25 protein-coding genes are annotated in these 24,868 nt (G+C 48.5%); 5 read left to right on the forward strand and 20 right to left on the reverse strand.

What is annotated here, in order from left to right; all coding sequences use genetic code 11:
- The 3 genes from ACO064_RS09165 to ACO064_RS09175 all read right to left on the reverse strand — a co-directional run bounded on the left by ACO064_RS09165 (nucleotide 1) and on the right by ACO064_RS09175 (nucleotide 1,835).
- The gene (locus ACO064_RS09165) at nucleotides 1-333 is read right to left on the reverse strand and encodes a hypothetical protein (RefSeq protein WP_421827082.1); all 333 of its coding nucleotides are present in this window, start codon (nucleotides 331-333) and stop codon (nucleotides 1-3) included.
- Nucleotides 326-1,378 (reverse strand): hypothetical protein, encoded by a 1,053-nt coding sequence (locus ACO064_RS09170; RefSeq protein WP_421827083.1) that lies wholly within the window; start codon nucleotides 1,376-1,378, stop codon nucleotides 326-328. The genes ACO064_RS09165 and ACO064_RS09170 overlap by 8 nt, the downstream gene beginning before the upstream one ends.
- A gap of 256 nt (nucleotides 1,379-1,634) precedes the next feature.
- On the reverse strand, nucleotides 1,635-1,835 hold the full coding sequence (locus tag ACO064_RS09175; RefSeq protein WP_421827084.1) for a hypothetical protein: 201 nt from the start codon (nucleotides 1,833-1,835) through the stop codon (nucleotides 1,635-1,637).
- 792 nt (nucleotides 1,836-2,627) lie between these two features.
- Here ACO064_RS09175 and ACO064_RS09180 point away from each other — a divergent pair.
- Together ACO064_RS09180 and ACO064_RS09185 are read left to right on the forward strand one after the other, a co-directional pair.
- On the forward strand, nucleotides 2,628-3,725 hold the full coding sequence (locus tag ACO064_RS09180) for a type I restriction endonuclease (RefSeq protein ID WP_421827085.1): 1,098 nt from the start codon (nucleotides 2,628-2,630) through the stop codon (nucleotides 3,723-3,725).
- Between the two features lie 39 nt (nucleotides 3,726-3,764).
- Nucleotides 3,765-4,403, forward strand: a complete 639-nt coding sequence (locus ACO064_RS09185; RefSeq protein ID WP_421827086.1) for a hypothetical protein — start codon at nucleotides 3,765-3,767, stop codon at nucleotides 4,401-4,403.
- Between the two features lie 127 nt (nucleotides 4,404-4,530).
- Here the strand turns inward: ACO064_RS09185 and ACO064_RS09190 are convergent, their stop codons facing one another.
- The 17 genes from ACO064_RS09190 to ACO064_RS09270 form a co-directional block, all read right to left on the reverse strand.
- A complete protein-coding gene (locus tag ACO064_RS09190; protein WP_421827087.1) occupies nucleotides 4,531-5,139 on the reverse strand; it encodes a hypothetical protein in 609 nt (202 codons plus the stop codon).
- Between the two features lie 117 nt (nucleotides 5,140-5,256).
- Complete coding sequence (locus tag ACO064_RS09195) at nucleotides 5,257-5,664, reverse strand: hypothetical protein (RefSeq protein ID WP_421827088.1); 408 nt, start codon at nucleotides 5,662-5,664, stop codon at nucleotides 5,257-5,259.
- A 62-nt stretch (nucleotides 5,665-5,726) separates the two neighbouring features.
- Nucleotides 5,727-8,792: a hypothetical protein gene (locus ACO064_RS09200; protein ID WP_421827089.1), complete on the reverse strand. Its 3,066-nt coding sequence runs from the start codon at nucleotides 8,790-8,792 to the stop codon at nucleotides 5,727-5,729.
- A 31-nt stretch (nucleotides 8,793-8,823) separates the two neighbouring features.
- Nucleotides 8,824-10,902, reverse strand: a complete 2,079-nt coding sequence (locus ACO064_RS09205) for a hypothetical protein (protein WP_421827090.1) — start codon at nucleotides 10,900-10,902, stop codon at nucleotides 8,824-8,826.
- 135 nt (nucleotides 10,903-11,037) lie between these two features.
- Nucleotides 11,038-12,546, reverse strand: a complete 1,509-nt coding sequence (locus tag ACO064_RS09210) for a terminase large subunit domain-containing protein (protein ID WP_421827091.1) — start codon at nucleotides 12,544-12,546, stop codon at nucleotides 11,038-11,040.
- Nucleotides 12,543-12,956 (reverse strand): hypothetical protein, encoded by a 414-nt coding sequence (locus ACO064_RS09215; protein ID WP_421827092.1) that lies wholly within the window; start codon nucleotides 12,954-12,956, stop codon nucleotides 12,543-12,545. The genes ACO064_RS09210 and ACO064_RS09215 overlap by 4 nt, the downstream gene beginning before the upstream one ends.
- The gene (locus tag ACO064_RS09220; RefSeq protein WP_421827093.1) at nucleotides 12,953-13,960 is read right to left on the reverse strand and encodes a DNA cytosine methyltransferase; all 1,008 of its coding nucleotides are present in this window, start codon (nucleotides 13,958-13,960) and stop codon (nucleotides 12,953-12,955) included. Before ACO064_RS09220 ends, ACO064_RS09215 begins: the two co-directional genes overlap by 4 nt.
- 259 nt (nucleotides 13,961-14,219) lie before the next feature.
- Entirely contained in the window at nucleotides 14,220-14,879 is a 660-nt protein-coding gene (locus tag ACO064_RS09225; RefSeq protein WP_421827094.1) for a methyltransferase domain-containing protein, read from the reverse strand.
- Complete coding sequence (locus tag ACO064_RS09230) at nucleotides 14,863-15,318, reverse strand: ParB N-terminal domain-containing protein (protein WP_421827095.1); 456 nt, start codon at nucleotides 15,316-15,318, stop codon at nucleotides 14,863-14,865. Before ACO064_RS09230 ends, ACO064_RS09225 begins: the two co-directional genes overlap by 17 nt.
- Before the next feature lie 98 nt (nucleotides 15,319-15,416).
- Nucleotides 15,417-15,770: a hypothetical protein gene (locus ACO064_RS09235; protein ID WP_421827096.1), complete on the reverse strand. Its 354-nt coding sequence runs from the start codon at nucleotides 15,768-15,770 to the stop codon at nucleotides 15,417-15,419.
- A gap of 26 nt (nucleotides 15,771-15,796) precedes the next feature.
- Entirely contained in the window at nucleotides 15,797-17,110 is a 1,314-nt protein-coding gene (locus ACO064_RS09240; RefSeq protein WP_421827097.1) for a DUF6371 domain-containing protein, read from the reverse strand.
- Nucleotides 17,111-17,184: 74 nt separating this feature from the next.
- Nucleotides 17,185-18,483, reverse strand: coding sequence for an AAA family ATPase (locus ACO064_RS09245; RefSeq protein WP_421827098.1), 1,299 nt, complete (start codon nucleotides 18,481-18,483; stop codon nucleotides 17,185-17,187).
- Entirely contained in the window at nucleotides 18,476-18,925 is a 450-nt protein-coding gene (locus tag ACO064_RS09250) for a hypothetical protein (RefSeq protein WP_421827099.1), read from the reverse strand. Before ACO064_RS09250 ends, ACO064_RS09245 begins: the two co-directional genes overlap by 8 nt.
- Nucleotides 18,922-19,344 (reverse strand): hypothetical protein, encoded by a 423-nt coding sequence (locus ACO064_RS09255; protein WP_421827100.1) that lies wholly within the window; start codon nucleotides 19,342-19,344, stop codon nucleotides 18,922-18,924. Before ACO064_RS09255 ends, ACO064_RS09250 begins: the two co-directional genes overlap by 4 nt.
- A 305-nt stretch (nucleotides 19,345-19,649) precedes the next feature.
- Nucleotides 19,650-20,057, reverse strand: a complete 408-nt coding sequence (locus ACO064_RS09260; RefSeq protein WP_421827101.1) for a hypothetical protein — start codon at nucleotides 20,055-20,057, stop codon at nucleotides 19,650-19,652.
- A 94-nt stretch (nucleotides 20,058-20,151) separates the two neighbouring features.
- A complete protein-coding gene (locus tag ACO064_RS09265) occupies nucleotides 20,152-21,219 on the reverse strand; it encodes a hypothetical protein (RefSeq protein WP_421827102.1) in 1,068 nt (355 codons plus the stop codon).
- Nucleotides 21,220-21,230: 11 nt separating this feature from the next.
- Complete coding sequence (locus ACO064_RS09270) at nucleotides 21,231-22,517, reverse strand: site-specific integrase (RefSeq protein WP_421827103.1); 1,287 nt, start codon at nucleotides 22,515-22,517, stop codon at nucleotides 21,231-21,233.
- A gap of 478 nt (nucleotides 22,518-22,995) precedes the next feature.
- Here ACO064_RS09270 and ACO064_RS09275 point away from each other — a divergent pair, with 478 nt between their 5' ends.
- The 3 genes from ACO064_RS09275 (at nucleotide 22,996) to ACO064_RS09285 (ending at nucleotide 24,792) form a co-directional block, all read left to right on the forward strand.
- Complete coding sequence (locus tag ACO064_RS09275) at nucleotides 22,996-23,295, forward strand: hypothetical protein (RefSeq protein WP_421827104.1); 300 nt, start codon at nucleotides 22,996-22,998, stop codon at nucleotides 23,293-23,295.
- A 3-nt stretch (nucleotides 23,296-23,298) separates the two neighbouring features.
- Nucleotides 23,299-23,688, forward strand: coding sequence for a three-Cys-motif partner protein TcmP (gene tcmP / locus ACO064_RS09280; protein WP_421827105.1), 390 nt, complete (start codon nucleotides 23,299-23,301; stop codon nucleotides 23,686-23,688).
- Nucleotides 23,689-24,069: 381 nt separating this feature from the next.
- A complete protein-coding gene (locus ACO064_RS09285; protein ID WP_421827106.1) occupies nucleotides 24,070-24,792 on the forward strand; it encodes a DUF5131 family protein in 723 nt (240 codons plus the stop codon).
- Nucleotides 24,793-24,868 lie beyond the last annotated feature (76 nt).

A 24,868-nucleotide genomic window follows, 5' to 3' on the forward strand; every position in this document is an offset into this window, starting at 1 on the left:
TTACGCGGCTGCGTAGTAGAATGCCCGGCTTGCTAGTTTCAGTGCGAAGTCCTCAATCGAATCCGTTACCCGGTTGATTTCGGCGACTACCTGCGGGCCTGTCCGACCATCACCGAAGACCTGTTCAGCGAGTGCGTCCTGTTGCTCAAGAATGCCGTGTATAGACGTTTCGACATCCGTGTCGAGTCGTTCGTTGATTCGCTGGATTCGATTCAACAGGCGCGACATTCTGGCGGTCAATTCCGGTTTTTGTTCCGGGTCGGTCTGGACTTTGACAATCTGCCGGTTTACCTCGGCGATGAGGGCTACCCTGCGGGCTTGTAGGCTATTCATTGTTAGCCCCTCCTTCCGTTGCTGGCGTTGCCGGTTCGTACAGATCCCGAAGCCGTTTGATTTCGGTTTGCGCTACATCCGCTGAAGCAATGGCGGCTTTAAGATGTTCGCCATACTCCGACAATAGAGCCAGGTACTTATCTGAACTTTCGTTCTGCTCGGTAACCGCGGCTAACTTCGCTTTCAGACGTGCGACCTCCACATCTTCGGCGAACTTGTGCAAGTCGGCTTCGGCTTTCTTTTCGGAGACCGCTACCGTCAGACGGGGTAGAAACTCCATAAGCGCGGTAAACAACAGGTGGCTGGTTTTGATGTCTCCAGCCTGATTTTCGATGTCCTGCACCCAGGCAATGTACCAGGCGGAAACATTCTCAATAACCTGTGCCAGATCATCCGGTCGAGAAAGCAGATCGAACAGCATACCGTCCGACTGGATAACAACCTGCGGGTTATACGTCGTTTCGGAAACATCCAGGAACGTAGTTTTTACATTCCGAAAGGAAGTGGGGGTTCCAATTACCGGCGTGGGGCAAACTGGATTAGTACCAAGTAACCGGCCTTCAAAGGTACGGCTTGCCGCGTCAACCATCCAGACAAGCGAGTCGTAAACGCCGTCGTAGTTCACCTGTTGCTCCTTCTCTGCGGGGCGGTCCCTTGCAAAGTCCCGCATCGCTTCGGCGGCATACTTTACCTCTTGACAGAGCCGGTCAGGATCATTCAAACGTTCAGCGATAAATTCAGGCACCTGCACGTAAATAGGTAGTGTCGTGCAGGCTGCAATACCCGCTTCACCCGTGAACGTAAGCGAAATGATGTTTTTGATTTGCCCTGCCAGCTCGTGGAGGGCATTGTCAGGAATGTCTGACCCCTCATAGTCTTTGATGAGGTAGGCAATAGCGGCTTCAACCTGAGAATTGGCGCGAGTTACAAATGAAGAAATTGACGTTTCATCCTGAGAAGCTACCGTTTGTACAGTATTGGATGAATTTTTGGCGGGATTGCTTGCAGAATCCCCTACCCGTGACGAAATTTGTCCCGTTGACATTTTGATGATAAGTTAAAGTGTTTGACTTGTGACCCCTCCACCGGCTTTCCTAGGGCATCTGTGGAGGGGTTTACTGTTTTTTGGGCTTCATACGGTCCAGCGGGCAACCTCCTCGGTACTATAACGCCTTTTCTGAATCCCCCTGATTGTTAATCTTGAAACAAATATAACCTTCAATTCTGATAAATGCAAGACAAATAAACAACAATGTATTACAAAATAGTGCAATTGTTTGTCATATGAAAAGTGAGTACAGTTACTTACCGGATTTTACCTGACTCATCCGCTGGTCGTATTCCCGCTTAATCTCAATCTCTTTTTCACGTTCCAGTAGATTGACAGCCCTCTCTACAGCTTCGGCCCCGCTTTCATCAAAAAAAGTAGCCAGTTTTTCAATTAGCCCGATAGTGTCAGGTGGTAGCCGGTAGGTTTTCGATACCTTCGTTTGCTTTGCCATTCTTTTGTAATATTATGTATTACAAATATAAGACATTGTTGGTTATAAAAAAGTCGTTGTTCTCACTCCCTAGCAAGATCCGAAAAACGGACTTAGCCCTCGCGTGTATAGGCTCCGAAAGCTTAATGCTGCGGTAACTTCTTACCGTTCTTGAGGCATCGATCGGTAATAACTTACCGTACCCTGACTTCGATCTGATCGAAGTCAGGGTAGTACCCCGCGCGTATCACACATGAGAATGAAAAAACTCAACATCTCAGAGCCTGATCTTTTTACCGGGTAAGAAATGTTTTAATTGTACGCCTGGCGTACAATTAAAACATAGGGGGTCAGAGATATTGACACCCTATAAGGTGGGATTATTCCACATTAACAGCCAAAGGGTGTCCAGCGAACAGGCGCCCTTACGTCAGTGGAATAATTTGCTATTGTATAAAATATTGTATCTACACTAAATCAGAACGTTACTGCTATTCATCAATTTCTCATGCAAAATGTCCCGAATTTGACGATAAATGTCCCAAATCTGACATCGTGCGTGTGATCAAACAGGCAATTTTGCCGATACCTTTATTCGAAATGAAAGAGTAGTATCTTCTAATAAGCCCCTTAATTATTATCCCTATATAAATGCCTTCCTTGAGTTGCCGTAGAGGGTATTTATTTGTTAGGAGACCAGTTATTTCAGGATAGATCTATCAGCCATACGCCTTATAGACGAAATTGAACATAGTCTTGTACTTAACGCATTTTTACATATGATTTCCTAACAATTCTACCCCTTAATTTAGTATGGATTTCAAGGACACTATTAAAGCAATAGGTGAGAGAATTGCTCGCCTAAAGGATTCTATTCAAACCGAAGAAGCGACCAAAACAGCGCTTATTCTTCCATTCTTAAATGCTTTGGGTTATGACGTATTTGACCCACACGAAGTGTCTCCTGAATTCATTAGTGATATTGGTACCAAAAAAGGTGAGAAAGTGGATTACGCAATTATGCGTGACGGTCACCCAATTATGTTGATAGAATGCAAGCATCACAATCAAAGTCTGACGCTGCACGACAACCAACTTCTTCGCTACTTCCATGTCACTAAAGCGCGTTTCGGAATCTTGACGAACGGTGTGATTTACCGGTTCTACACGGATTTGATAGAACCGAATAAGATGGATCAGAAGCCATTTCTGGAAATCAACCTAACGGAAATGAAGGACGCTCAAGTGGAAGAGTTGAAGAAATTTCATAAGTCGTATTTCGATGTAGAATCCATATTAACCAACGCCAGTGAGTTGAAGTATATGGGCCAACTCAAGCCCCTGATCCTACAGGAAATGAACGATCCTTCGGACGCCCTGGTGCGATACATTGCCAAACAGGTTTACCCCGGTTTGCTCCACGCCAAGATGTTCGATTATTTCAAAGCACTGATCAAGAAAGGTTTTCAACAAATAATATCTGACCAGATCACCGACCGTCTGAAATCCGCCCTCACCAAAGAGGAAATGCTGGAAACGCCAGCGGCAGCCACTGCCAACGCATCCAACGAGCCGGTGGTAGAAGCAAAGAAAGACCCGACTATCGTAACAACTGCTGAAGAACTGGAAGGATTTTACATTGTCCGCGCTATACTCCGGGAAGGATTCGATGGTGAACGAATCGTTCACCGGGATGCGCAATCTTATTTTGCAATTCTTTTAGATGACAACAACCGAAAACCAATATGCCGGTTGTACATGAACGGGCAGAAGAAGTCGATTGCCTTTTTAGATGAAGCAAGGAAAGAAGTGAAGTATGAAATCAAATCTTTGAATGATATTTATAACTATCAGGAACAGTTGAAAAAGTCCCTTGAAATGATGCTGGCGGAAAGTAAGAAAAAAGAATAGTGGTCTAATGATTGGACTAAAATTGGTCAAAAGTTATCGTTGAAAGATTACCTGTTGCTTACCGTTGTTAAAAAAACGAAAATGAAGCTATTATCTATACTCGCTTTACTACAGATCACCCTGGCTGTTTCGGCACAAAACAAGGTTGAAGGGATCGGACCTTTCAAGATCAATAAAACAACGGTCGCGCAACTTCCCCAGATTGCTCAGGATCTGGGCGTAAAGTTTGAAGAGGTGTTACCCGATACCGCCGAAGCGATCCAGAGCGGCAAGGTAGGGCAACGCGTTTCTGAGGGGTCATTCTGTTCAGATGCGAAGGTATACACTGCCCGGTCTATTACTCTCGCTGGTGTTGACTTCAAAAACGTCTATCTGACTTTCTACAAGGGTAGCCTTATTAGCTTTCGTTCATTTGGCACCCCGGAAATAGAGCAGGCTTTAACCGAGAAGTACGGTTCAGGAAAAAGTAATGATGTGCCTGAAATATCCTCATGGTATAACAAATCGATCTATACCACGATCCATTTATCGGAAGATCCAGCAAAAAGCGCAACTGATTATTTTTCGGTAAACGATGCTCAGCGTCCTTACGAAGCCAGCCAGTGCAATAAAAAGCAGTTCGATAAAATCCGGGCCGCAATCGCAAAGAAGAACGGAAACCCATTGAAAGACCTATAGTCGGTAGTCTACCGACAGTAGTAATAAACCATAAACGCTCTGGCTTTGCTTCGATGCAACCAGGGCATTTAGTATATTTTCCTTTCAAGTAAGACAACGAAAGAAAATTTTCCTGCTTACAAGGTCTTTACCCAACCGAAGCAGATACTTGTTTCGTGGCAAAACCGATGAACGTGTTCGTGTTTTTGGCTTGCGTTTCGTTAAACTTTCCATCCTCTGCCGCTTTATCGTTCTCAGGTTGCGCAAATAAATGAGATGCCCTACCTAGCGTTACACTCTTCAATCCTCCGGAACGTTCATCAATCAGGTACTTGCGGCCGTCGATCACCGCACCACCCCAGAGGTAGGATAACGGGAACCGGGCGGCTGCGTCGGCAGGCTCGAAATAATCCGGGCTTCCGCCGTGGTAGCGTTGACTAATTGGTTTGGTATCATAGATCGGCAGCGCTTTTATATCCCGCTCGAAAATCTCATACCTGCCAATGATTTCTACGTCCTCAATGCCGATACAACTATCAATTTCCGAGAGGGTCCACGATGAGCCGTCAACGTAGTTTGCCGCCTGGTAGGTGTACGAACAAAGCGGATCGGATTCTTTGTCGTTGTTTCTCCAGTGTTCGGTTCGGCGATCCGTCTCGGCGAAGGTCCAGCGCGTCAGGTAGGCTACGAAGTGAACGCCATCGATCACCCGAACCTCTTTCGAGGGAGACAGGTATACTTTTACTTTGAAGTTCATACTAAAATCCGTCTGGGTCAATTCTTTGTATTCAAATCCTTCACAGGTTAAACGATCTCCGGAAAAATGATATAGTACTGGCTTTTATAGATCGCGTCCCTACGGGCTTGCTTTTGATTAATTCGTTCGGAACTCCGGCAGCGTCTTTACTTTCTCATCGACCAGTTTACCGGCGAAGTCTACCGCCTGTTTGTGTTGCGCCTGGGTGCTGGCGATGTGCTGCGACGCCTGATCGAGTAAAGCCTGTTGCTCCTGAATGATCGACCGTTGCAAAAAGTATTGTTCAGCAAGGAAAGTCGCCCGGTGGTCGGCGACGTAACGGATAACCTTGTTGTATAGATCGGGGTAGCCCGCTGCGGCTGCCGGGCCGGGCTGGCGTTTACGCATCGCTGCGGCTTCGCGGTCGAGGAACGTATCTATTGCGCTGCGGGCGTCCATCGTACCTACGTCCGGATGAATGCGAACAATCTTTCTAAGAAGTTTGAAACACCGGATTTTATTGAAATACATTCCAATGGCAAGCATAGTGTTGTTTGGTTGTGGGGGTCACAAAACGTCACCCCCCTTTAGATTGCTTTGTTTTTTGGTTACCCGTTGCTCGGTCGGTGAAGGTGGCGATCCTGCCGAACCTGTACCGCGGATGACTCTTTTCTAATGTCGGTTACGGCCACGTACATCGGATTGGCACGTAGTGCTGCATCGACGCCCGCTGTTACCTGCCTTCCAATCATTGCCGCCAGTCGGGCCTCGTCAACACCTGGTGATGTCGAACTGGCGACCCCGCCCATGGCCATATTGTTTGTGTACTGCAACCCTACCAGTTTCGCATTCGGGACGCCGTAGCTCGGTGATGGTTTCGACGGAAAGGCCCGACCACCGCCTGCCTGGTTGATCATCGATAGGATCGGGCCGAACAACTCGACCGCCCTTGCCGTCATTACGGCTTCACCATTCGATAGCTTCGCGTTGATCCTGTCATCCTTCGGCCCGCCGGGACCTTTGACCAGCGGCCCGTTTACCTGCGCCTGGTATACGCCACCTTGCGCGAACTCTTGAGCCGAGATAAGGGCCTGTTGCGCCAGACCTGCCGCAACGATTAACGCCCCGGAAACGAAACCTAATACCCCGGTCTGGGCGAAGGCTTTGGTCGCACCAACGGCGGTATTGATCGCAGCTTCGGCGCGGGCAATGGCTTTACGCTTTTTAGCCCCCTCTTTGTCAATCTCCAGTCGTTTCTTTTCAAAGTCCTCTTCGATCTGCGCCCTAAGCTCCGAGTTGTTGCCCGCCGACTTTAGGGCCGCTTCTAACTGCGCATCAAAGGCTTTCGTTGCATTGATGGACTGAACCTGAAAAACGCTCGATAGTGTGCCGGTTAGCTGGCTGGCAGCATTCCCGGCGTCGTCAACCATTTTATTGAAACGGGCCTGATCCAGATCGCGGAGGGCCTTATTTGCGACGCTCTCCGCGTTTGCAATCGCATCGAGGTTGTCTTTATGGATTTTCTTTTGTTTCTCTAATTCTTCTTTTATGATCTTGGTGCGCTCTTCGTACTCGGCCTTACTACCGGCGCGGGCGTTGTTGAGCCGGGTGTTAGCGCGGAGGATTTCATCGTCACTCTCTTTTACCAGTCGCTCTTTCTCTAACTGCTGTTGGGCGGCTGCGTACCGGCTTTTGATTTCGGCAATCTGCTGTTGTGTTAGTTCGACGTTTTCAAGTTCAGCCTTTTGCTGCGCATCAAGTAATTCAGCGCGTAGGGTAAACTCTTCGGCGGAACCCTGACGAACGGCGTTGAGCCGGGCCTGAATCGCTACCACATCATTCTGGGCGATCTTCGCTTTCAGGTTGTTATCGACTACCAGCTTCTGGGCCTTCTCGGCTGCGTCGATTTCCACCAGCCGGGCGGCTTGCTCTTTCGCGTCTTTGATCGTGGACACCGTAGCGAGTCGATCTTGTTGCGCCGATAGTGTGATCTGCTCTTTGAGTAGGTCGGCTTCCTCTTCGGTTCCTTTCCTGACCGCTGAAAGTTTGGCATTGATTCGGGACTGCTCAATCTTTAGGAAACGTTCGCTTTCGGCCAGTGCTGCGGCTATCCGGGCGTCGGCCAGATCCGCGTTCGCCTTCGCGGCGATCAGGTCGCGCTCCCGCTTGGTCTTCGCGTCTTTTTTATCCAGCTCGGCTTGTTTGGCAATGATTGCTTCCTGAATGGCAATGGTGCCTTGTCCGAGTTGTTCGGCGGCTCGTTTGCGAAGTTCCAGGGCGGCAAGTTCAGCGGTGAGCACCGCCTTTGCCGCTTCGATAGCTTTGTCCTTTCCTTCCTGAATCAGACCGTTTCGGGTGTTCTGAAGCTCGGCCTGTTTCTCGATACTGGCTGTCTGGATTTCAGCGAGTGCCGCCTGGGCTTCGGCGATTTTCTGCGTATCCTCCAGACGGTTGCCGTTCAGGGCGGCTTCGGCCTTCGCGTTTTTGATGCGCCGTAGCTGCAAGGCCTCCTCCTGTTTGAGTACGGTGATTTCCAGTGCTCCGGCTTTGGTCGCTGCGTTTATGCGCTCCTTGGTTGATTTGGTGGTATCATCCGCAATCATCTTGAGCCGGGCAACGATGGCGTTGGTTTTCGAGCGTTCTACGTTTAGCTTCTGTTCGGCGCGGGCGATGCTTTGTGTTTCTGCTTCGATGGCTTCCCCCTGCAATCGGACTTTGTTCAAATCCTCAGCGAGTTGTTTGGCTTTTTTGCTCGCATCCGTTACGCCGGTCGCCAGTTGAATTACACCGTTGGCCAGTCCGGTAAAACTACCGTCCTTGATCGCTTGCAGGATCACCCCGAACGATTTAATCCGGTTGGTAAGATTCTCCTCGATGAAGTCGCCGAACGCTTTGACCGCTTCGCCGGGCTTGTCCCAGGCAGTAACGAGCATTTGCCCGACGGCGGCAATCTTTTGCGTGAAGAAACTAACCACGGCGGAGACACCGGCCAGCTTCCGGCTGAGTAGATCCATCCCGGCCTGTGATTTGGTCAGAAAGGTAATCAGCGCACCGAAGGCCAGAATCAGAATCCCGATGCCGGTAGCGGCAATCGCCCCCTTCAGTCCGGTTAGGCCCAATTTTGCCGCTTCCAGCCCGGATTTTGCTTTTTGGAGTCCGCCGGTGATCCCCTCGATACTGAAACCAAACAGGCCCGTCACCTCTTCGGCTTTCTCGAACGCATCGGAGTAGTTGCCAACGTTCTCTTTGAAGTTACCGACGTTGCCGGATGCCTCTTTGACGGTATCCGACATCTCTTTGATCGACGCCTGCAGCACACCACCGACAGAAATCTCCTTCCGCTCGGCGGCAGACAGGGCGTTCCACTGAACCGTCTCTTGGGCAATGGCCGCGCGGAGGGCATCAACACTACCCTCGGCGGATTTCTGAATCTTGCTTTGGTTCTCAATTTGTTTGCTCGTTGCCGCTACCTCTTTGTTGGCAACTTTCAGGGAGCTAGAAAGCCCCTCGGAACTTCTGACGTATTCATCCTGGGTGAGTCTTCCGGCTTTCCAGTCAGCGTTTAGGTTGGTTTGTGCCGCCTTGAGTGCAAGAATCTCTTTTCGTAAGGCGATAACCTTTTCTTTGGCGTCGCCTTCGTCATACTCGGCCTTTAGTAATATGGTATCTGTCATCGTAGTTGTTGTTTATAAGTACTCTATTGATTTAGTAGGCAATTAAAGTTACTTCGCTAGGTTGATTATCCCGAATATTCGGAATCTGACTTATGATAAAGTTTGATTGTGAGATTGAAAGCGAACCGACTTGAACACCCCGCAGGATTACCGGGCGCATCAACCCTTTTACGCCGTTTGTGTCGGGCGTTTGCAGGTCGGCAACATCGGCCGGCCGTAGGTAAAAGGTAGCGGTGAACGTCCGGGGTTTGTCGAGTATCAGTTTAAGCCCATCAAAGTATCGTTCGATCAGGCTCTGTTCGGTAAACTGACCAGATACGCGGTCAAACGTCAACGAGAAAGCATTTTCGTCCCGAACAACGGGCTTTGGCCGAACGCTGAACCAACAGGCCATCAGAGCGCACGTACTGTCTACGGTCGTTCCTGGTTGCGTTCCGGCAATTCTGGTCGGCACATTGAAACTGACGTTGGGTTGGATGAGGATCACCCGCGGTGTAGCCGCTTTCTTGGTAATCGTAACGACGCCCGCGCCCGATGTGGCCACCGTCCGGGTTTCGATCTTCACCGGATTGCCGTATCCTGCGATTTCCTGCGTACTCTGCATAGACGCCGAGAACGGTAGGGTAAATAGTGTTTCTTCGGCTTTCAATGCCGGAGCGTTGCAATTGATCACCCCGTCGCCGAATCCTTTGTCTACCGAGTCGGTAGGCTTCCACTTTAGGTAATTCCTCTGCGCGTAGGGCTCCACGGCGGGCACCCAACTCGGCTCGGTGTCGGTGATGCGGTTACTCCAGTCGTCGGGGGTTAGTCGAACCGTGTTCTTGAGCATGACCAGGCGAACCGTACCGGTCATGTCGTCAACATCCCAGATGCCGGAGGTCAGGAAGGCGACCGTTGACAGGATGTCGAAACATTTCAGGTCGGGCAGGTTTCTCGCTACCGGCCAGGTATCGCCGTACTGTAAGGTTTTATCCGGCTCAAAGGACGCGAACGCGGTGGTAGAGGTGTTATACAGAATAACCTCCATGACGCCGAAAGTGGTACGCTTTTCGACTTTTCGCCGGATCTTCACCACGTCCTTTGCCTTTAGGTTCAGGCTGACACTGACCGACACTTTGTCATCTTTCGCCAGCGGGCCAATTGTATTGTACGGCCCGCCCTTGCTGAAATACCCCTGCGCTACTTCCGTGCCGTTCACCTCGACGATCAGCTTCACCTCGACGGCCCCGCTCGTTACTTTTGCCCGGAATTGCTGGAAGGCGTACACGGTTAGCCGCATGTTGCTGTCGGCGGTATAGGTGTAGGTCGTTGTATTGTAGTTATCCTGTTTGCCGTCTTCAAAGCCTTCCGAAAACCGGCTATCAACGTTGAAAGGAACAATCTGGTTGAGGCTGCGGAATTTCGTTAGTAACTCCAGTCCACCTACTTTCGTATCCGGCGCGTCTGTCATTGTTACCCGGGCGTACCGGGCCTTTACCCAGTCGTCATCGACCGCTGTGGGTTTTTCCTCTACGAAGGGGAAAGCAATCGCGTTTAGTAGACCATCCTCCAACCAATCACCCTCAGCCTGGTAGCCCGACTCGGAAAACATCTGTTCGAGTAGCAACTTTGCAGTGACCGCCGGGTACATTGTGTCAGATGGTACAACACCGTCTTCAATCGCTCCGTAGTCGATCAATGGGTATACGACACCATCAGGCACCGCGTTCATAACCTGTATCTTTGATAGATTCCAGTTGTGATTGAATCGGGATAAATCCAGCGACCGAATAGACTTATCAGCGAGCTGGTCGAACAAATTGGTTTTGTTTTCGTCTAACTCTACCTGCCATCCGCCGTTAAATTTCTTGAGCCGGGCCACACCTGAAAATACGACTTCGCCCTGCCAGACCACGAACGCGGGTAGTAGCTGGTAAGGGTACGGCGTATCCGAATCAATTTGTTCAGCGAAATCCAATAATGACCGGATGTTGAGTGAGTCGGGCAGCGCCATCGAGTTGCTGTAGCTGGATGGCAACGCCGACGGCTCGGTTAGGTTGTTCGCCTGGAGGGTAAGGGCAAGCTCGGCTTCGGCTACCCACTTATCTAACAAATACAGTCCGTCTTGCATCGTTGTTGTTGTTGTTTACGGTGTGGTCGTCGCTGCCGGTTTTTGTAGACGCTACGGGCTTCGGACATTGAACGGGTGTTAGTTCGACTCTACCCGTTAAAAGGTCACAGGGGCGACATTTCGTTGCTTTGCTGGTCATCGTAGTTTATAATGTGCTGCCGAGGATGGCCCACCGCCGAACTTGTCTACCGCTCTGGGGGCCTGCATTACTCGGGTCTGGTTGGTTACTTCGGGTTTCCCGTAAAGCGTGAAGACACCCGACCGGATGCCGTCCATCGCGTGATTGTGGCGGTCAATCGGCTGGTTGGTCGATTTGCCGTTTGCCATGATGTATTTATAGTTCCGGGTTTCTTTGGCGATGTTACGACTGCGCCGGGTGTAGTAAACCGTGTACTCGTTTAGCTTACCGATTCCGGCGACAATCGAGCCGGGTCCTTTTTCACAAGGGGTGGCATTGATGCCGGATACTTTTACGCCATCCGCTCTGTAGGTTCCGGTTTTTAGTTCGTCAATGGATTTCGGTTCAGCTTTATCGCAAATCGTTTGCCACTGGCTATTGAGTCCAGCAGCATGGAAGCGGTCGAGGATGTCGGGGTTTGTCAGACCCGTTTCGTATACGTACTCATCGACGTAGAGACTGCGGCCCGACCGGCCAACGTGACCAATAAACGTCGGATCTTTCGTATAGCCGAAGTCGATCACATAAAAGTTATGATCACAGGTCGGCATTTCTTCAATCTCGATCCAGTTCGGAAATACCAGCGACTCTTCCGACGGTTTGGGATCGCCCTGGTAAAGTGCGTTGAAGGTAACGGGTGATTCTTTCTGTTTGGCCAGCATCCGCGCCCGGCTCTGACGCTGCGGCCAAAGGGCTTCCCCCTCGCGTCGGTGGTCGTAAGTGTTGACTGCCTTTGTCTTGATCGCGGGAAAGTTCAGGAGTACCCACCCGTCGGGGTTGGTCTTGGAGTAGTACCCATCCTTATCCAGAAACCGGCCTGATGGGTCGTCCTCATCCCAGCGCGTGGTGACGTAGAGGATCTGACTATCGTTGTGGAAACGGGTATCAACTACAGTATCAATCCAGTCCCAAGCCTGTTCCCGAATTACCGGCGACTGTGCTTCCATGTAGTCTTTAATTAGGTCATCGAGTACCGCAATATCGACCGGATCACCCGTTAACGCACCACGGCGACCGACGGTCTTGAGTGATCCCGCGTAGCCTACAATATCGAACGCTTCCGTTGTTCGGGTCGATGCCTTGTCTTTGAGTGTAGCCAGGTTGACGTTTGGAAAAACGTTCCGGTACCGCTCATTGGTAAGTCGTTGCTGAATCTCCCGGTTAAACTTCTTCGCTTTCGATGCCGCAAACGATAGCAGGGCAATACGCCGGTTCGGGTTTCTTCCGAAGAGGTACGGTATAAAGTTCCGGGTGGCCATTTCGGATTTTCCGGTCTGGGGCGGCATGGTGATCATTAACTTTTTGATCTTGCCCTCATCGAATCGCTGGAGGTGTTCAGCAATCGCGTTGTGATACCCGAGCATGTCGTGGCCCGGATTGACATAACGGAAATACTCGCCGTACTCCCGTCCGGCTAGTTCGCGCTCCATTAGTTCAATTTCCAGTTCCTCTTCGATGGTATTCATTCGTCCCTTCCCTTCTTTAGTTCACTGAGTCGCCGTTTTAACTCGTCGGTCGATAGCCGGGAAACGTCATCGATGAGAATGGCGCCACCATCTTCGCCGGTATGCTCAAGTTGTTGCTTCGGTAGTCCATACGCGGAGTCTAAAACAACCTTATAGGCTATCGCCCGGCGTTTCCCGGCGATAGCGTCGCCGACCTGTACTAGCGTAACCGCTTCTTCCAGCGTCATTTCATCGACCTTGTCGCCGTACATTGACCGCAGGGCGTTGATAGTCACATCTGGTAGCCCATCTTTGACCAGCAGCCCCAATACCCGGCGGGCGATGGTGGACCGGTTGCGGGTACCCTTGGGTTTGCCGTTCGGGTTGCGCACCTCTCCGGGTTTGGCTGGCTTTAAATTGTGATCGTTCATCGTTTTGGGATTTTGTCGAGTATCTGCGTGGCCACCGTTTCGGCAATAGCCTGCATCATCCGGGGCGGTACACTGCGGCCGATGCCCTCGGCTTGCCTGATCCGGGAGCCTTTAATCTGGTAGTCGTTCGGAAACGTCTGCAACGCCTTTAACTCATCAATGTAGAGGTGGCGCGGCTCTTTCCAGTGGAATAGATCATCACCAGCGTGGGCGGTGATCGTATTGGCGGGCCGGAGCGCGTGTAGCTTCATTTTTGAGAACCAGCCAGCCTTGCCGGTCTTTCGACGATTAGCGTCTTCCATCGACTGACCCGGCGCAGTGACGTTCCAGTATTCGCGCTGCAAATCGGAAATGCTGACATCTTCGGATTTATCAATCTGATACGCCCGGATTGCTTCGCTGGCGGTAATAACCTTGCTGAACGGCTGAGGATAGGCCGGACTTAGGCCCAGGTCACTACGGACGCCAATAAAGATAATCCGCTGCCTGATCTGCGGAACACCGTAATTAGCCGCGTTGAGTAGCTTCGCCGATACTTTGTAACCCGCCGACTCGAACGCGGTAAAGAACTGATTAAAATAGCCTTTGCTGACGCCTTTGATTAGACCCGATACATTTTCGGCTACGAACGTTTTAGGCTGCATCGCTTTTAGAAAGCGGATGTACTCAAAAAACAGGTCATCGGTGCGCTGTTCGGTATTGCCGTAGGGTTTGATTTTGCCCCACCCGTCAGCAACAATGCCGTTGGTGGAAAACGACGAACACGGCGGGCTCCCGTCGAGGATGTCCAGATCACCCGGGCGAAGTCCCAAGTCGGTAAGGATCGCCTGCGGGTCCAGTGTTCTGATATCCGCCTGGTAAACCTTCGTGTGAGGGTGATTCAATCGGTAGTTAGCCGCCTGATAGTCCAGAAACTCCACGGATGCCAGCACTTTTAGCCCCGCCTGTTTGTAGCCCTGCGAAGATCCGCCGATGCCGGAGAACGTTGATATTACAGAATACATACTAATAAGCAAAGGGGCGTTTATTTAACTGTTTTCGGCGATGACCTTATAAGATCGATAAAACGGAATCCAGAAGATTGACCACGTGGTTACTCTTCGTTTCTCAGTATGATTTTTGTCGTGGCCCGGCATGGTCTGGGAGCGCACAACTTGAATGTGTTCTGATTTGCGTATCATGGTTTATCGAACAGTTTTAATATTTGAGCCTGGGTATCCATTTGGTCGGTTTGCGTACCCACCTCGCGGGATGTGGTCGAAATCACTTGATACATAGCCAGGCTTTGAATTGCAGGAATTGCCAGATTGGGGTAACGCTTCGGAACCGGCCGAGTAGCTGCCGATTCTGTTCTTCGCTCTGCGGCCGCATGATTCGGCGCAGGGATAGCTGCTTTTCGAGTATTTCCTCGGCGGTGAAGTGCTCCAGCTTCATATCGTAGTGCGAAAACGTGAACAAATCCTGAATGTAGCCGTCATCGATGTACTGTTTTTCGGCGACAATGAGCGCCCCGCCCGGTTTGAGCGCGTCGTAAACCGTATCAATGAGCCGTTTGCGAACATCGATCGGTAAGAACTGGAGTGTAAACAACGATAGGCACAACTCGCAGGGATCGAGCGTCAGGTCTTCGCGGGTCAAATCGTCGTTTATCAGCGTCACCCCCGCGCTGAGGGACTTGCCGAGTAGGTTATCGGATCGGTCGATACCAACCAGCCGCGCGGTTGATGGTGCGTTTAACCGTATTTTCGCCAGCAATACGCCGGTTGAACAGCCGAGGTCGTAAACCAGGGCGTTTTCAGTAATAAAGTGCGTAGCGACCCGTAAAACCGACTCACGCAGGTTGACGTAATTCGGTATCGACAATTCGATATGACTATCAAAGTTCTGAATCGTATCGAAAGAGAACTCACCAGGTGTGGCCACAGCTCGGACAGGTTTTGGTTGAAGGTAGGCTACCCGTTATTTCGTCGCCGTCGCTGGTGTTCTGCTTACCGACCGCTTCCAGTTCCAGACCCCATTCGCTTAGTAAGTCCGTATCCCACTCCGCAGCGAGTAGTTCAGTATCCCACTCCCCGCCAGATACGTTGTCTTTGATGACAAATTCGCGCTGTTGCTCTTCGCTGAGGCCCTCGGCGACAATAACCGGTACTTCTTTCCACCCCGCAGCAATAGCCGCTTTGTAGCGCATGTTTCCGCCGAGGATTACCATCTGCTCATTGACCACGATAGGCCGCAGGTTCATCATTTCCGGAAAGTCCGTCAGCGATTTGACCAGCTTTTTGAATGATTCATCTTTGATCGTTCGCGGGTTGTCTTCGTTGGGGACCAGTTGCGAGATGGGTAATAGTTTCGATTCGCTCATATTCGTATCTGTTGTTATTACTTAAAGTTATCGATTAACTCAAAACTAACCAAAATTAGTTATGTAGAAAATGTGCCCTTTCTCTAATTAAATTCATATCAAATGGGGTTGCCGACGGTGCTTTGTAGGATTGCTCGGATTGCAGGTTCGTCCGATGGATCGACAGATCCAACGAATAGCGGGAGCCGCGTTACAACATCGGACTCAGCGCCTATCGGCTGTTGGGCATACCTTTTTTGATACCGGATAATACGAAAGTCAAGGCGTTCCGGGTTGGAATTGCTGACCGCATGGATAAAGTGATCTGCCGCAGGAGTTCCCCGAAAGAGAATGAGGTGACGATTCGGGCGCTCATCTTCGGAAATTGAAAAGCCATGCGTTTCGGCAGTCGTTAGCAGATGAGCAAACTCACTGCCTTTCTGAACATCTGGTTTTTGTATTGTGGCTGACATTGGAAATTGGTTAATATGGTTTTTGATTATCCTACAAACTGTAGCTGTACTGGCCGCAAAACTTTTTCGGCGTCGATTCCCAGTGTCGTAGCCCATTCTTCGGCGGTCGGGCTTTGGATAAGCTCAATACCAGGAGAGTCGCCGGGCTTACTATCCCAGGAAGGCGGGTAACCACGGTATTCGCTCAGAAGAAAGTCGGCCAGGTCATACCCTTTTGCCTTCTGCTCGGTCGTTGTATTCTTTTCGAGAAAGTCTGAAACGGTGATCCGAAACCCTTTGCCGTTCAACTCATCGGCTTTCTGTTTCCAGGCTTCAAAGGCTTTCCCGTTCTTGCTGCAATCCGGGAACAGAACGATGTTGCGCCTGCGGAGTGACTCTAACCGGGCTTTGTTGAGGTAGCTCAAAGACCAAATAGCCATCCAGACCATTTTAGGGAAGTAGCCAGCCGCCAGCATTGCGGTTTTGGGTGATTCACACAGAGCGATCGGCAATTCTTTCGGGGCGGTGGCGATCAGATTAAGCCCGAAAGGGTAGGGAAAGCGATCTTCAGTAGTTTCATACACTTCCAGCCATTCCGGTATTGGCTTTTTGCGATCCTTCAGAAAGCGTTTTGTCAGGTAAGCAATGGGCCGGTTGCATCGATCCTCTTCACCTTTGCTGTTTTTGAATTTTACGGTTGAGCCGTTATCGTTGAACAATACGCCCTGTCCACCGTAAGCCTTGCCCTCCGCATCCAGACACCAGAAGATTGTCCCACCCTTGCCGAAGTTGCGCTGCACAAACTGCTCACCGTCTTTTATAGATAATTCGTAGTCGGCGCGGTAGGTACCGAGTCGGTAACGTTCGACCAGTTCGTTAGCGGCTCCAATTCCAAGTTGAGAGCGAAGCAGGTAAGCAAAGTTATTGCTATCGTAAGCGGTCAGTGAACGCTCGTGAACATCGGCCGGGATAGTCTGCAATACGGCGGGGCGGGGCTCCGGTGCAACAAACGGCTTGCGGTCAAAGGTTGGACGGTGGCGCTGCTGGCTATGCCCATTGTCCTGCTTCCACTGTTCACGCTCCTGCTGAAATATAAAATCTGAGTAGCTGTTTCCGTCTGTGCCTTTGGTGTAGGGTGAGAGGATATGTCCGCAACTGGTTTGATGGTCGCACCGTCCGAACTCTTCCGGTAGTAGTTCGCCAGTGCGCCGGTCAATGTAGGGGACCAGTGATTTGCGACCGCAAACCGGGCAATACCCTTTCCCGAATTTCGAGTTTAATCCGTATCTATAATCCGTTGTCATTGTCTGGGCTTTCAATCGTTGCAATCGTTGCAATCGTTGTGGAATAATTAAGCGCAATGGTCGAAACGGTCGAGCAATTCAATCGTTGCAATCGTTGCAAAAGCCCCTATATATATAGGGCTTTGCAACGGTTACGATTGCAATGGTTGACTGTCATTAAGCCGATCAAGATTCAACTCATTGATGGGGTACTTTTCGCCTTCGGGTTTGTGGGTCTTGACGTACCCCTCGTTCCGGTACCAGGTCACGAAGTCCACAGACCGGCGGTCGGAAATATCAATGCCGAGGTATTCAGCCCCTAAACGGATTTGTACTCGCAGATCCTGGTAACTTAGCGGCTTGCCCTCCGCAAACGCTTTGCGCAGAATGGCTTCGTGGTTCTCGCGGTTTACAGTCAACGGTGTAGGTTTTGACCTTCTACCGTTTTCCTCCTCAGTTAGCCCCGGGAAGTTGCCAATGTTGGTATCATCGATCAAAAACGGCATTCCGTACTCATCAATGGAAAACTGAGTTTCGGGGAACTCCCGGTCCCGGCACATTTCGGGGGTGATGATTGAAACCTCTTTATCTTTCTGGTCACGTTGAACCGAGAGCATGGTTTCGCATTTGTTGCCTAATTCGGTCCCCAAGTGTCCGCGAGCATTGCGGTCGTTCTTGTTTTCGTGCAGTACCGTGATGAGGTGGATCTGCTTTTCGTCAGTCCACTGGAGTAGGTCGGTTGCCCTGTTGGTGGCCTCCTCGGCGTCGTTTATATCGAAAACCGTGTCCCGTACTCCATCAATGATCACGGCGCCGACATTGGGCGTGTTCTTGATAGCCCACCGTATAACTTCCAGTCGGTCGTAGGTAGCATATGGCCGAAGCGAATACATTTTCAGGTTTGGCGGGTTGTCATCACCGCACAATTCGCAGATGCGTTTAAGAACCCGCTGCACATGCCATCGACCCTGCTCACTGTCAAAATACAACACTGTCTTTTTGTCATCTGGCAGGTGTCCCCTAAAGCATTTTAAAATCAGTTTTTCAGAAAGCAAGGCGGCAACGAAGATGCTGACGACAAATGTCTTGCGTGACTTAGCTTTGCCGGTAATCACAAGAAAATTACCCAGTGTCCCGATTACGGATTTAACTATAGACTCACCTGGTACATACGTTTCGTGGGATAGACAGATGGGCGGGCGCTCAATGTAATCTGTCGGCTTGATTTCTGATTGATTCAGTAGGGCTTCCCATTTGTTTTGCTTCTCTTCGGTACTACTGCCGGCCGATGCCGGTTCATCTGCTTCTGAATCTGGCAACTCACCGGTGACATCATTCAAATAGTCACCAAGGTTGCCAATCGGATCTTTGATTGACCGCGTATTATTTGTATCTTTCGGTTGATCTTCAACGACTTCGGAGGTTTGCGGGGTGCTGCGGAACTCACTCATGCGAACCTCCTTTCTTTATCTGGTCGTTAAACCAGCGCCAGAAACTTTCAAAGTCTTTAGCGACGTAATAAATACCACCCGATTCCTGCACTTGTTTTGCGGTCTGACGTTGAGCTGGTGACATTTTGTCTTGCCCGTACTTTATCTCAATTGAACAATGGCGCCCTGATCCACCAAGCAGGCAATGGACGTCCGAAACCCCTGGGCGAGTAGTTCCTTTCCGGAAAATCTTTAGCTGTGGATCGAATTGGCCCTGACTTTGGACCCGAACCGCATAAAGGCCGTGAATCTCAAAAGTCTTTAAAACGGCCTTAGTCAGGGCGTTGGAACTATTGAAGTTGGTTTTCGGCTTCGGAATCCCATGCTTCGGCATGTTGGGGTGTTTTGTGCGCGTGTGCTGCAACACCCGTTCGACGTATTCTAGTTTTTCGGGTGTCATCATTCAAAGCGTTTACGTTCAATGTTCCAGTGATAGCCGAGATCGAATGCTCGTTGGAGCAAAAAGTGCCAGCGTAGACTCCATTCTTCCTGATCAAGTCCAAGTGAGCCGGAGCGGAGATTGGCGGACTCCGCCATCAGTTCGGGCAACTCGAACAGGTCGGACATATTGGACTGCATTTCGTGTAAGGTGCTGTCAGCAATGTGGACTGGAGCGAACGTGTCGAACTGCGGACGGAAAGTTATGTCGTGCGCTTCGCCGTTTTTGATGAGTTCAACGATCCGCTGAAGGTGAAGGGTTTTATCTATGCTACCCTTTTTGAGTTGCGTGTATAAATCACGCGCTACTACATTGAAACCACGAACCCCAAAGACAAAGTCAAGCGTCGTGCTCTTGACAGGAGCAGAGTAATTAATATTCATCGTATTTGTCGTTGTGTGGATTTAGTCGAAAAGCTCGCCGAGGTGGGAGATACTAATGCAGATTGCGCCGGATCGGCGTAGGGCTTCAAACACCGGTGGCGGTGGGCTGATCGTCTTCAAGTGGAGGAAGAACGGCGGAGTGTTTCGAAACTTGCCGAAGATGATGCTTACCAATCGACTATCGGCTGTCGGGAGTGGTACGGCAAAGCCCCCATCTTCTGACCGGATCAAATCACTAGTACTGCGGAGGAGATTACCACCGGGACCGGCTGCCGGGTCTGGGAGGTGGAAGAGTTGGCGCCGGTTCATGCTGCTGCCCGCTTAGATTTGCGTGACTTACGATGTTGATTTTCAAATCCTTTTTCAGCCTCTTCGTCAGGTGTAACAAGCGCTGCGCTTTGCTGCTTCGCAAGCCACTCGAAGAAGATTACTGAGTCGCACTGCAGTATCTTTCCAAACTTGAAGAAGCCGGGGATTTTGCCAGCTGTCACTCTTTGCCGAAATGAACTTTCTGGGACATCGGGAAAGAGGTCTTTGATCCGCTTGTAACCAACGATTCGCGGCCAATCATCGGGCACACCTGATGCGGAAGGTTTTGATTGGGAGGGCTGATTCTTACTGAGCCAATCATTCATTACGGCGGCAAAATCTTCCCTAGTTGTGATGATGATTGCCTGATTGGTGGCAGCCAGTGCCGATAATTTATTGTCCATATCATTTAGTATTAATGAGATGGACAAATATTCAAATAGCTACACTCCACTCAATCCACACTTTTGAAAAGTTGCTTGAGTTGCTTGAATGGATTTATTTTAGCAGCTTTTTCCTCATTTCTTTAATAAAATATTCTTTAAATGTGCGATATTCTTTGTTTGGCTTATCAAAAGTATTTCCTTTTCCTTTGTACATGTCGAAATTGGGAAAGTGAGCAATAAGGAGTCTGGCCTTCTCGGAGCTCTCAATATCTCCCTCAATTATTTTATGAAATTCAAGTGCATCTAACCAGGCCGCAGCCCATGACACGTTTGCTTTAAATCCAGCGATCCACTCCCCGCTATCATTCAGGACAAATTCGCCGTCTGGCTTCTTTGCTAATAAAGGAAGGAATTCTTTATAGTATTCTTCTTTCCTAAAAATGTCAATAAATTTTTCATACTCCTTTGAAACCCTTTTCTGAGGCATCTTGCGTGCAGCTTCGGGAGTCTTAACTTCCGGCACTTTTGGCTCTGATAGTTCTACTATATCGAGAATTATCTGTTGGTTTTTTTTATCAGAAAACTGTAGAATCATTAGATCGATGTCCTTTAGAAGGGAAATCCCAACCGACTTGTTGATTCTGGAGATAGACGAAAAAGTTGAGGTCCTCTTATCTGTTTCTTCTTTTATTTTTGATCGAATCTCCTGAAGGAAGTCAATCCCGTCGTCTTCACCGTTTGATGCAGTCCTTAAAGCGTTGCAAGCCATACTAAGTCCGGTCAAGAAAATGCCGGTACTCGATGTTCGAAATAATTCATTGATATCATCTTCAAATGCTTCATAAAAGTTATCGATCACCGCCTTCACTGGATTGTTTCGCTGATCTAGAAATGGCTTTTTGCGATCTTCATCAAGTACTTTAGAGAGAACTTTATCTGCTTCTTTATCGGCATCGGTGTATGAAGTAGTAATATATCCCATATTCCGGTTCGCTTCATCTCCCTCATCCCTGTAAACCTTCCACACACTTGCCTTTTCATCAAAATAGTGATCAACACCATCTATCATTTTATGCTTCACTACACCTGGTGTACCCTCGGCGAACGGCTGATTATCGAATACACTAACTCGCTCCCCTTGCTCATTGACATAGGTAAGTTTAATTTCTTTCTTTTTCATCGGATTGTTGTTTACAGGTTTTCGTATGCTTCATCAATCAACTCATTCTCAAACTCCGCCAGGTAGGTCTGCGTAATCGCTTCCGTCTGGTGTCCCATTGCTTCACTGATAATGGCGGTGTGAACCCCTGAGTTTTTCAGTGCAGTAGCAAACGAGTGCCGGGCGACGTAGGTGGTTAAGGGTGTTTCGATCCCTGCCAGACGTCCGATCTCTTTCAGATCCTTATTGACCTGTCCAGTGATCTTGTGCAGCCGGTTGTCAATCTGAACGGATGTTATATGCCGTTCCCGGTTCAGGATTGGAAAAACATAACTCTCTGCATTGGCATGCGTAAAAGGCTTATAATATTCAATAATCGCTTCTGACGCTGGCGAGAGTTTCAGATTAAAGAGCCCGCCCGTTTTTTGACGGACATAATGCATTCGCCGGGTTCCACTAGCGCCGGTATGCAGATCCTTCCATTTGAGCATCGCCATGTCGACAAAGTTGATGCCTCCGCAGTAGTAAGAGAACAGGAACAGATGCTTGGCCAGAAACAACCGGGAAGTGTTAACCTCCACGGCTTCGATTAGCCGAATATCATCTTTTCCGATTGCGCGTTTACGCGTACGGGTATCGAATTTCGCAATGCTGAACTTATCTCGTTCGTTGGCCCGTCTCCTAAAAGGGTAATGCTCCTCCCCGATCAGCTTCTCACCAATGGCCCGGTTATAAGCTGCTCTGAGCGTACGAAAATAAACACTTAGGGTCGTGTCAGCACAATCAAGCGAACGCATGTAGGTTTCGAACCGGTTGAGGAAAGCGAAATTGACGGCCGACAACAGGCAATCCTTTTTCTTTAGGTAGTTGGAGAGTACGCGTTTGGTATCGCGGTACACATTAGCGTTGCCCACCTTCTTAGCGGTCAGCAACTCCTGATAGATCGACTCCAGATAGGCCAGTAGCTTGATGTCTGTTCGGGACTTTGTGATTGTCTCAGTAACGTGTTCAATCAGGCCCTCGGAAGTAACTACCTGACCCTTGTCTCTGAGCGTATTGGCCATATCGGAATAGGTCCCCTCCCACTTCCGGATGAGCTTCAACAGTCGGTCCTGCTCAGGGTGATTACGCCTGGGAGCTTCTTTTTCTTTGTCCCAGTACTTAAGCTGGCAGCTCTCCCCGGTCGACTTATACGAACGCTTCCGGTCTTTGGTAATCCGGAGCATCAGCGGGTGCGATCCGTCCGATAGGGTTTTGGAAGTATAGAGAATGACCTTTACTAATGGCTTACGGTCAATAGGCAGAGGATCGGTAGTCATAATGGCCGGTTTACACTTCGGTTTACACAAACCTACATAAACAACCAATATCAACCAACTACAACCAGCGCAATAATTACGAAAAAGCCTTATATTGCGCCATATTGAGCACAATCGAATAGCAACCAACAGGATACGTTGTCTGCCTTACAAGCAGAGGGTCGGCGGTTCGAACCCGTCAACTCCCACAAAAATCGCAAAAACCCCTCAGAAATGATTTCTGAGGGGTTTTTGTTTTTATTAAGTTAGTAATTTGTAAGTTAAAAAGGATCAAGTACAAAAGGGATCAAGAATAAAAGTTGTGGAGTGCGTTGTATTCTTTTAGGTTTGTATTTTTCAATCTACCAGGCGTCATGGCGTGAACCTTGTTGTTTATCTCGCTGATCTTTTGGTGTTGTATTTGGGAAATCTAATGTGATTGCGTAGGTTGGAGAGAAAAATTATTGTAATAAAAAATATATATAATCATCCTATACCCATGTCCAAGAGAAAATCAATTACAGGTCAAATGGGCCTATTTGACTTTATCGAATCGAGTCAACCAGTCGCAGTGGAAAGAAAGGCCAAAAACAATGTTTTGCCACATACCCAAGCCAAGTTAGACCTTTACTCTGGCTATCTGGAAATCTTCTTAGCTATCTTAAGCGTAACTCAACATATCCGAGAAATACATATCTATGACCTTTTTTGTGGTGCGGGCTTGTACGATGATGGGAAAGAAGGAAGCGCTTTAATTTCTTACAATATTCTTGATAAGGTAAATGACTTCATTGTGTGACAAATGACGAGAGAAACAAAAGATATTGTTTTACATCTAAATGATATAAAAAGTTCTAATATAGAAAATATAGAAAAATATTTAAGCGAAAAAAGTAATTATAAAAACTACAAAGTTGAATATCCCTCAAAAGAGGCAGAAAGTTTATTATTTGAAATAACTGAAAAAATAAAGAAGCAAGACAATAGTATAAAAAGTTTAATATTTCTTGATCCTTATGGATACAAAAACATAGATTTAAAATCTTTAAATGATCTAATGGATACAGGTAAAGTAGAGATTATTTTATTTTTACCTGTGTCGCATATGAATAGATTCAAGGAAGAAGTTCAAGAGAAAAATAGGGCAGGTTACGAAGCGTTAAGGCGTTTTATTTCTACTTTTTTTGAGTAGGTTTTGAAAAAATAATTGAAGAGAAATGGAAAAATGACCAAAGTAAAGGTGAAGGTTTTAGGATCATTCCCGAAAAATATAATTCCATAAGAGATAGAATTACAAAGAGAGAACATATTAAAAAACTACAAAAAATAAAGGAAAACATTAAAGAAAAATTGAAATTAGATGGAAATTTAAACAATTTAGAATTATATTTATATAGCCTTAATAAAGGAATAAAACCCTCTATTTTATCGGGCATAATATTAGAATTATACCAAAAAGGAGATTTAAGTATTAAAAAGTTGGACGGTAGTATATTAAGAAGAAATACAACTTACATTAACTATTTGGCATTCAGGGCTAACAATTACCAGATTGAAGTTAAATTGAACTGATATGGCACAGTCATCGATTGAATGGACGGAAATGACCTGGAATCCAACGACGGGTTGCGATAAACTGTCGACAGGTTGTAAATTTTGCTACGCGGAGGTGATGGCCCGGCGACTGAAGGCGATGGGACTTGATAAGTATAAAAAGGGCTTCAAGCTCGCCCTGCACGAAGATGCGCTCAACGTTCCTTACGGATGGAAAAAACCAAAAACGGTTTTTGTGAATTCAATGAGCGATTTATTTCACAAAAATGTACCACTGGAATTCGTTCAAAAGGTATTTAAAGTAATGAACGAGTGCCCACAACACACGTTCCAGGTGTTGACCAAGAGAGGTGATGTACTCGAAAAGTATTCACCGTTTCTAAACTGGACGCCGAATATCTGGATGGGCGTTTCTGTTGAGGATCAACGTGCAGTCGGACGAATTGATGGGTTACGGAATACTGGTGCAAAAATTAAATTCTTATCATTGGAACCTCTACTTGGTCCAATTAAAAACCTTAACCTAATTGGCATTGATTGGGCAATTGTTGGCGGAGAATCTGGCGTTCATGCCAGACCGGTAAAAGAAGAGTGGATTCAAGACCTTTTGCAACAATGCGAAAAAGCCAGTGTGATGTTTTTCTTTAAACAGTGGGGGGGTAAAAATAAAAAATTGACCGGACGCGAATTGAACGGAACGACTTATGACGAAATGCCTAAACGGTTTCCACTGGCCGCCTAATTCATAAGCTCGCCCCGCCCCCGGCGGGCTTTTTTCTTTACCACCACACACTTCATTGAACATATCCTCGCCTAAA

Source organism: Larkinella sp., assembly GCF_965227735.1.
Lineage (GTDB): Bacteria > Bacteroidota > Bacteroidia > Cytophagales > Spirosomataceae > Larkinella.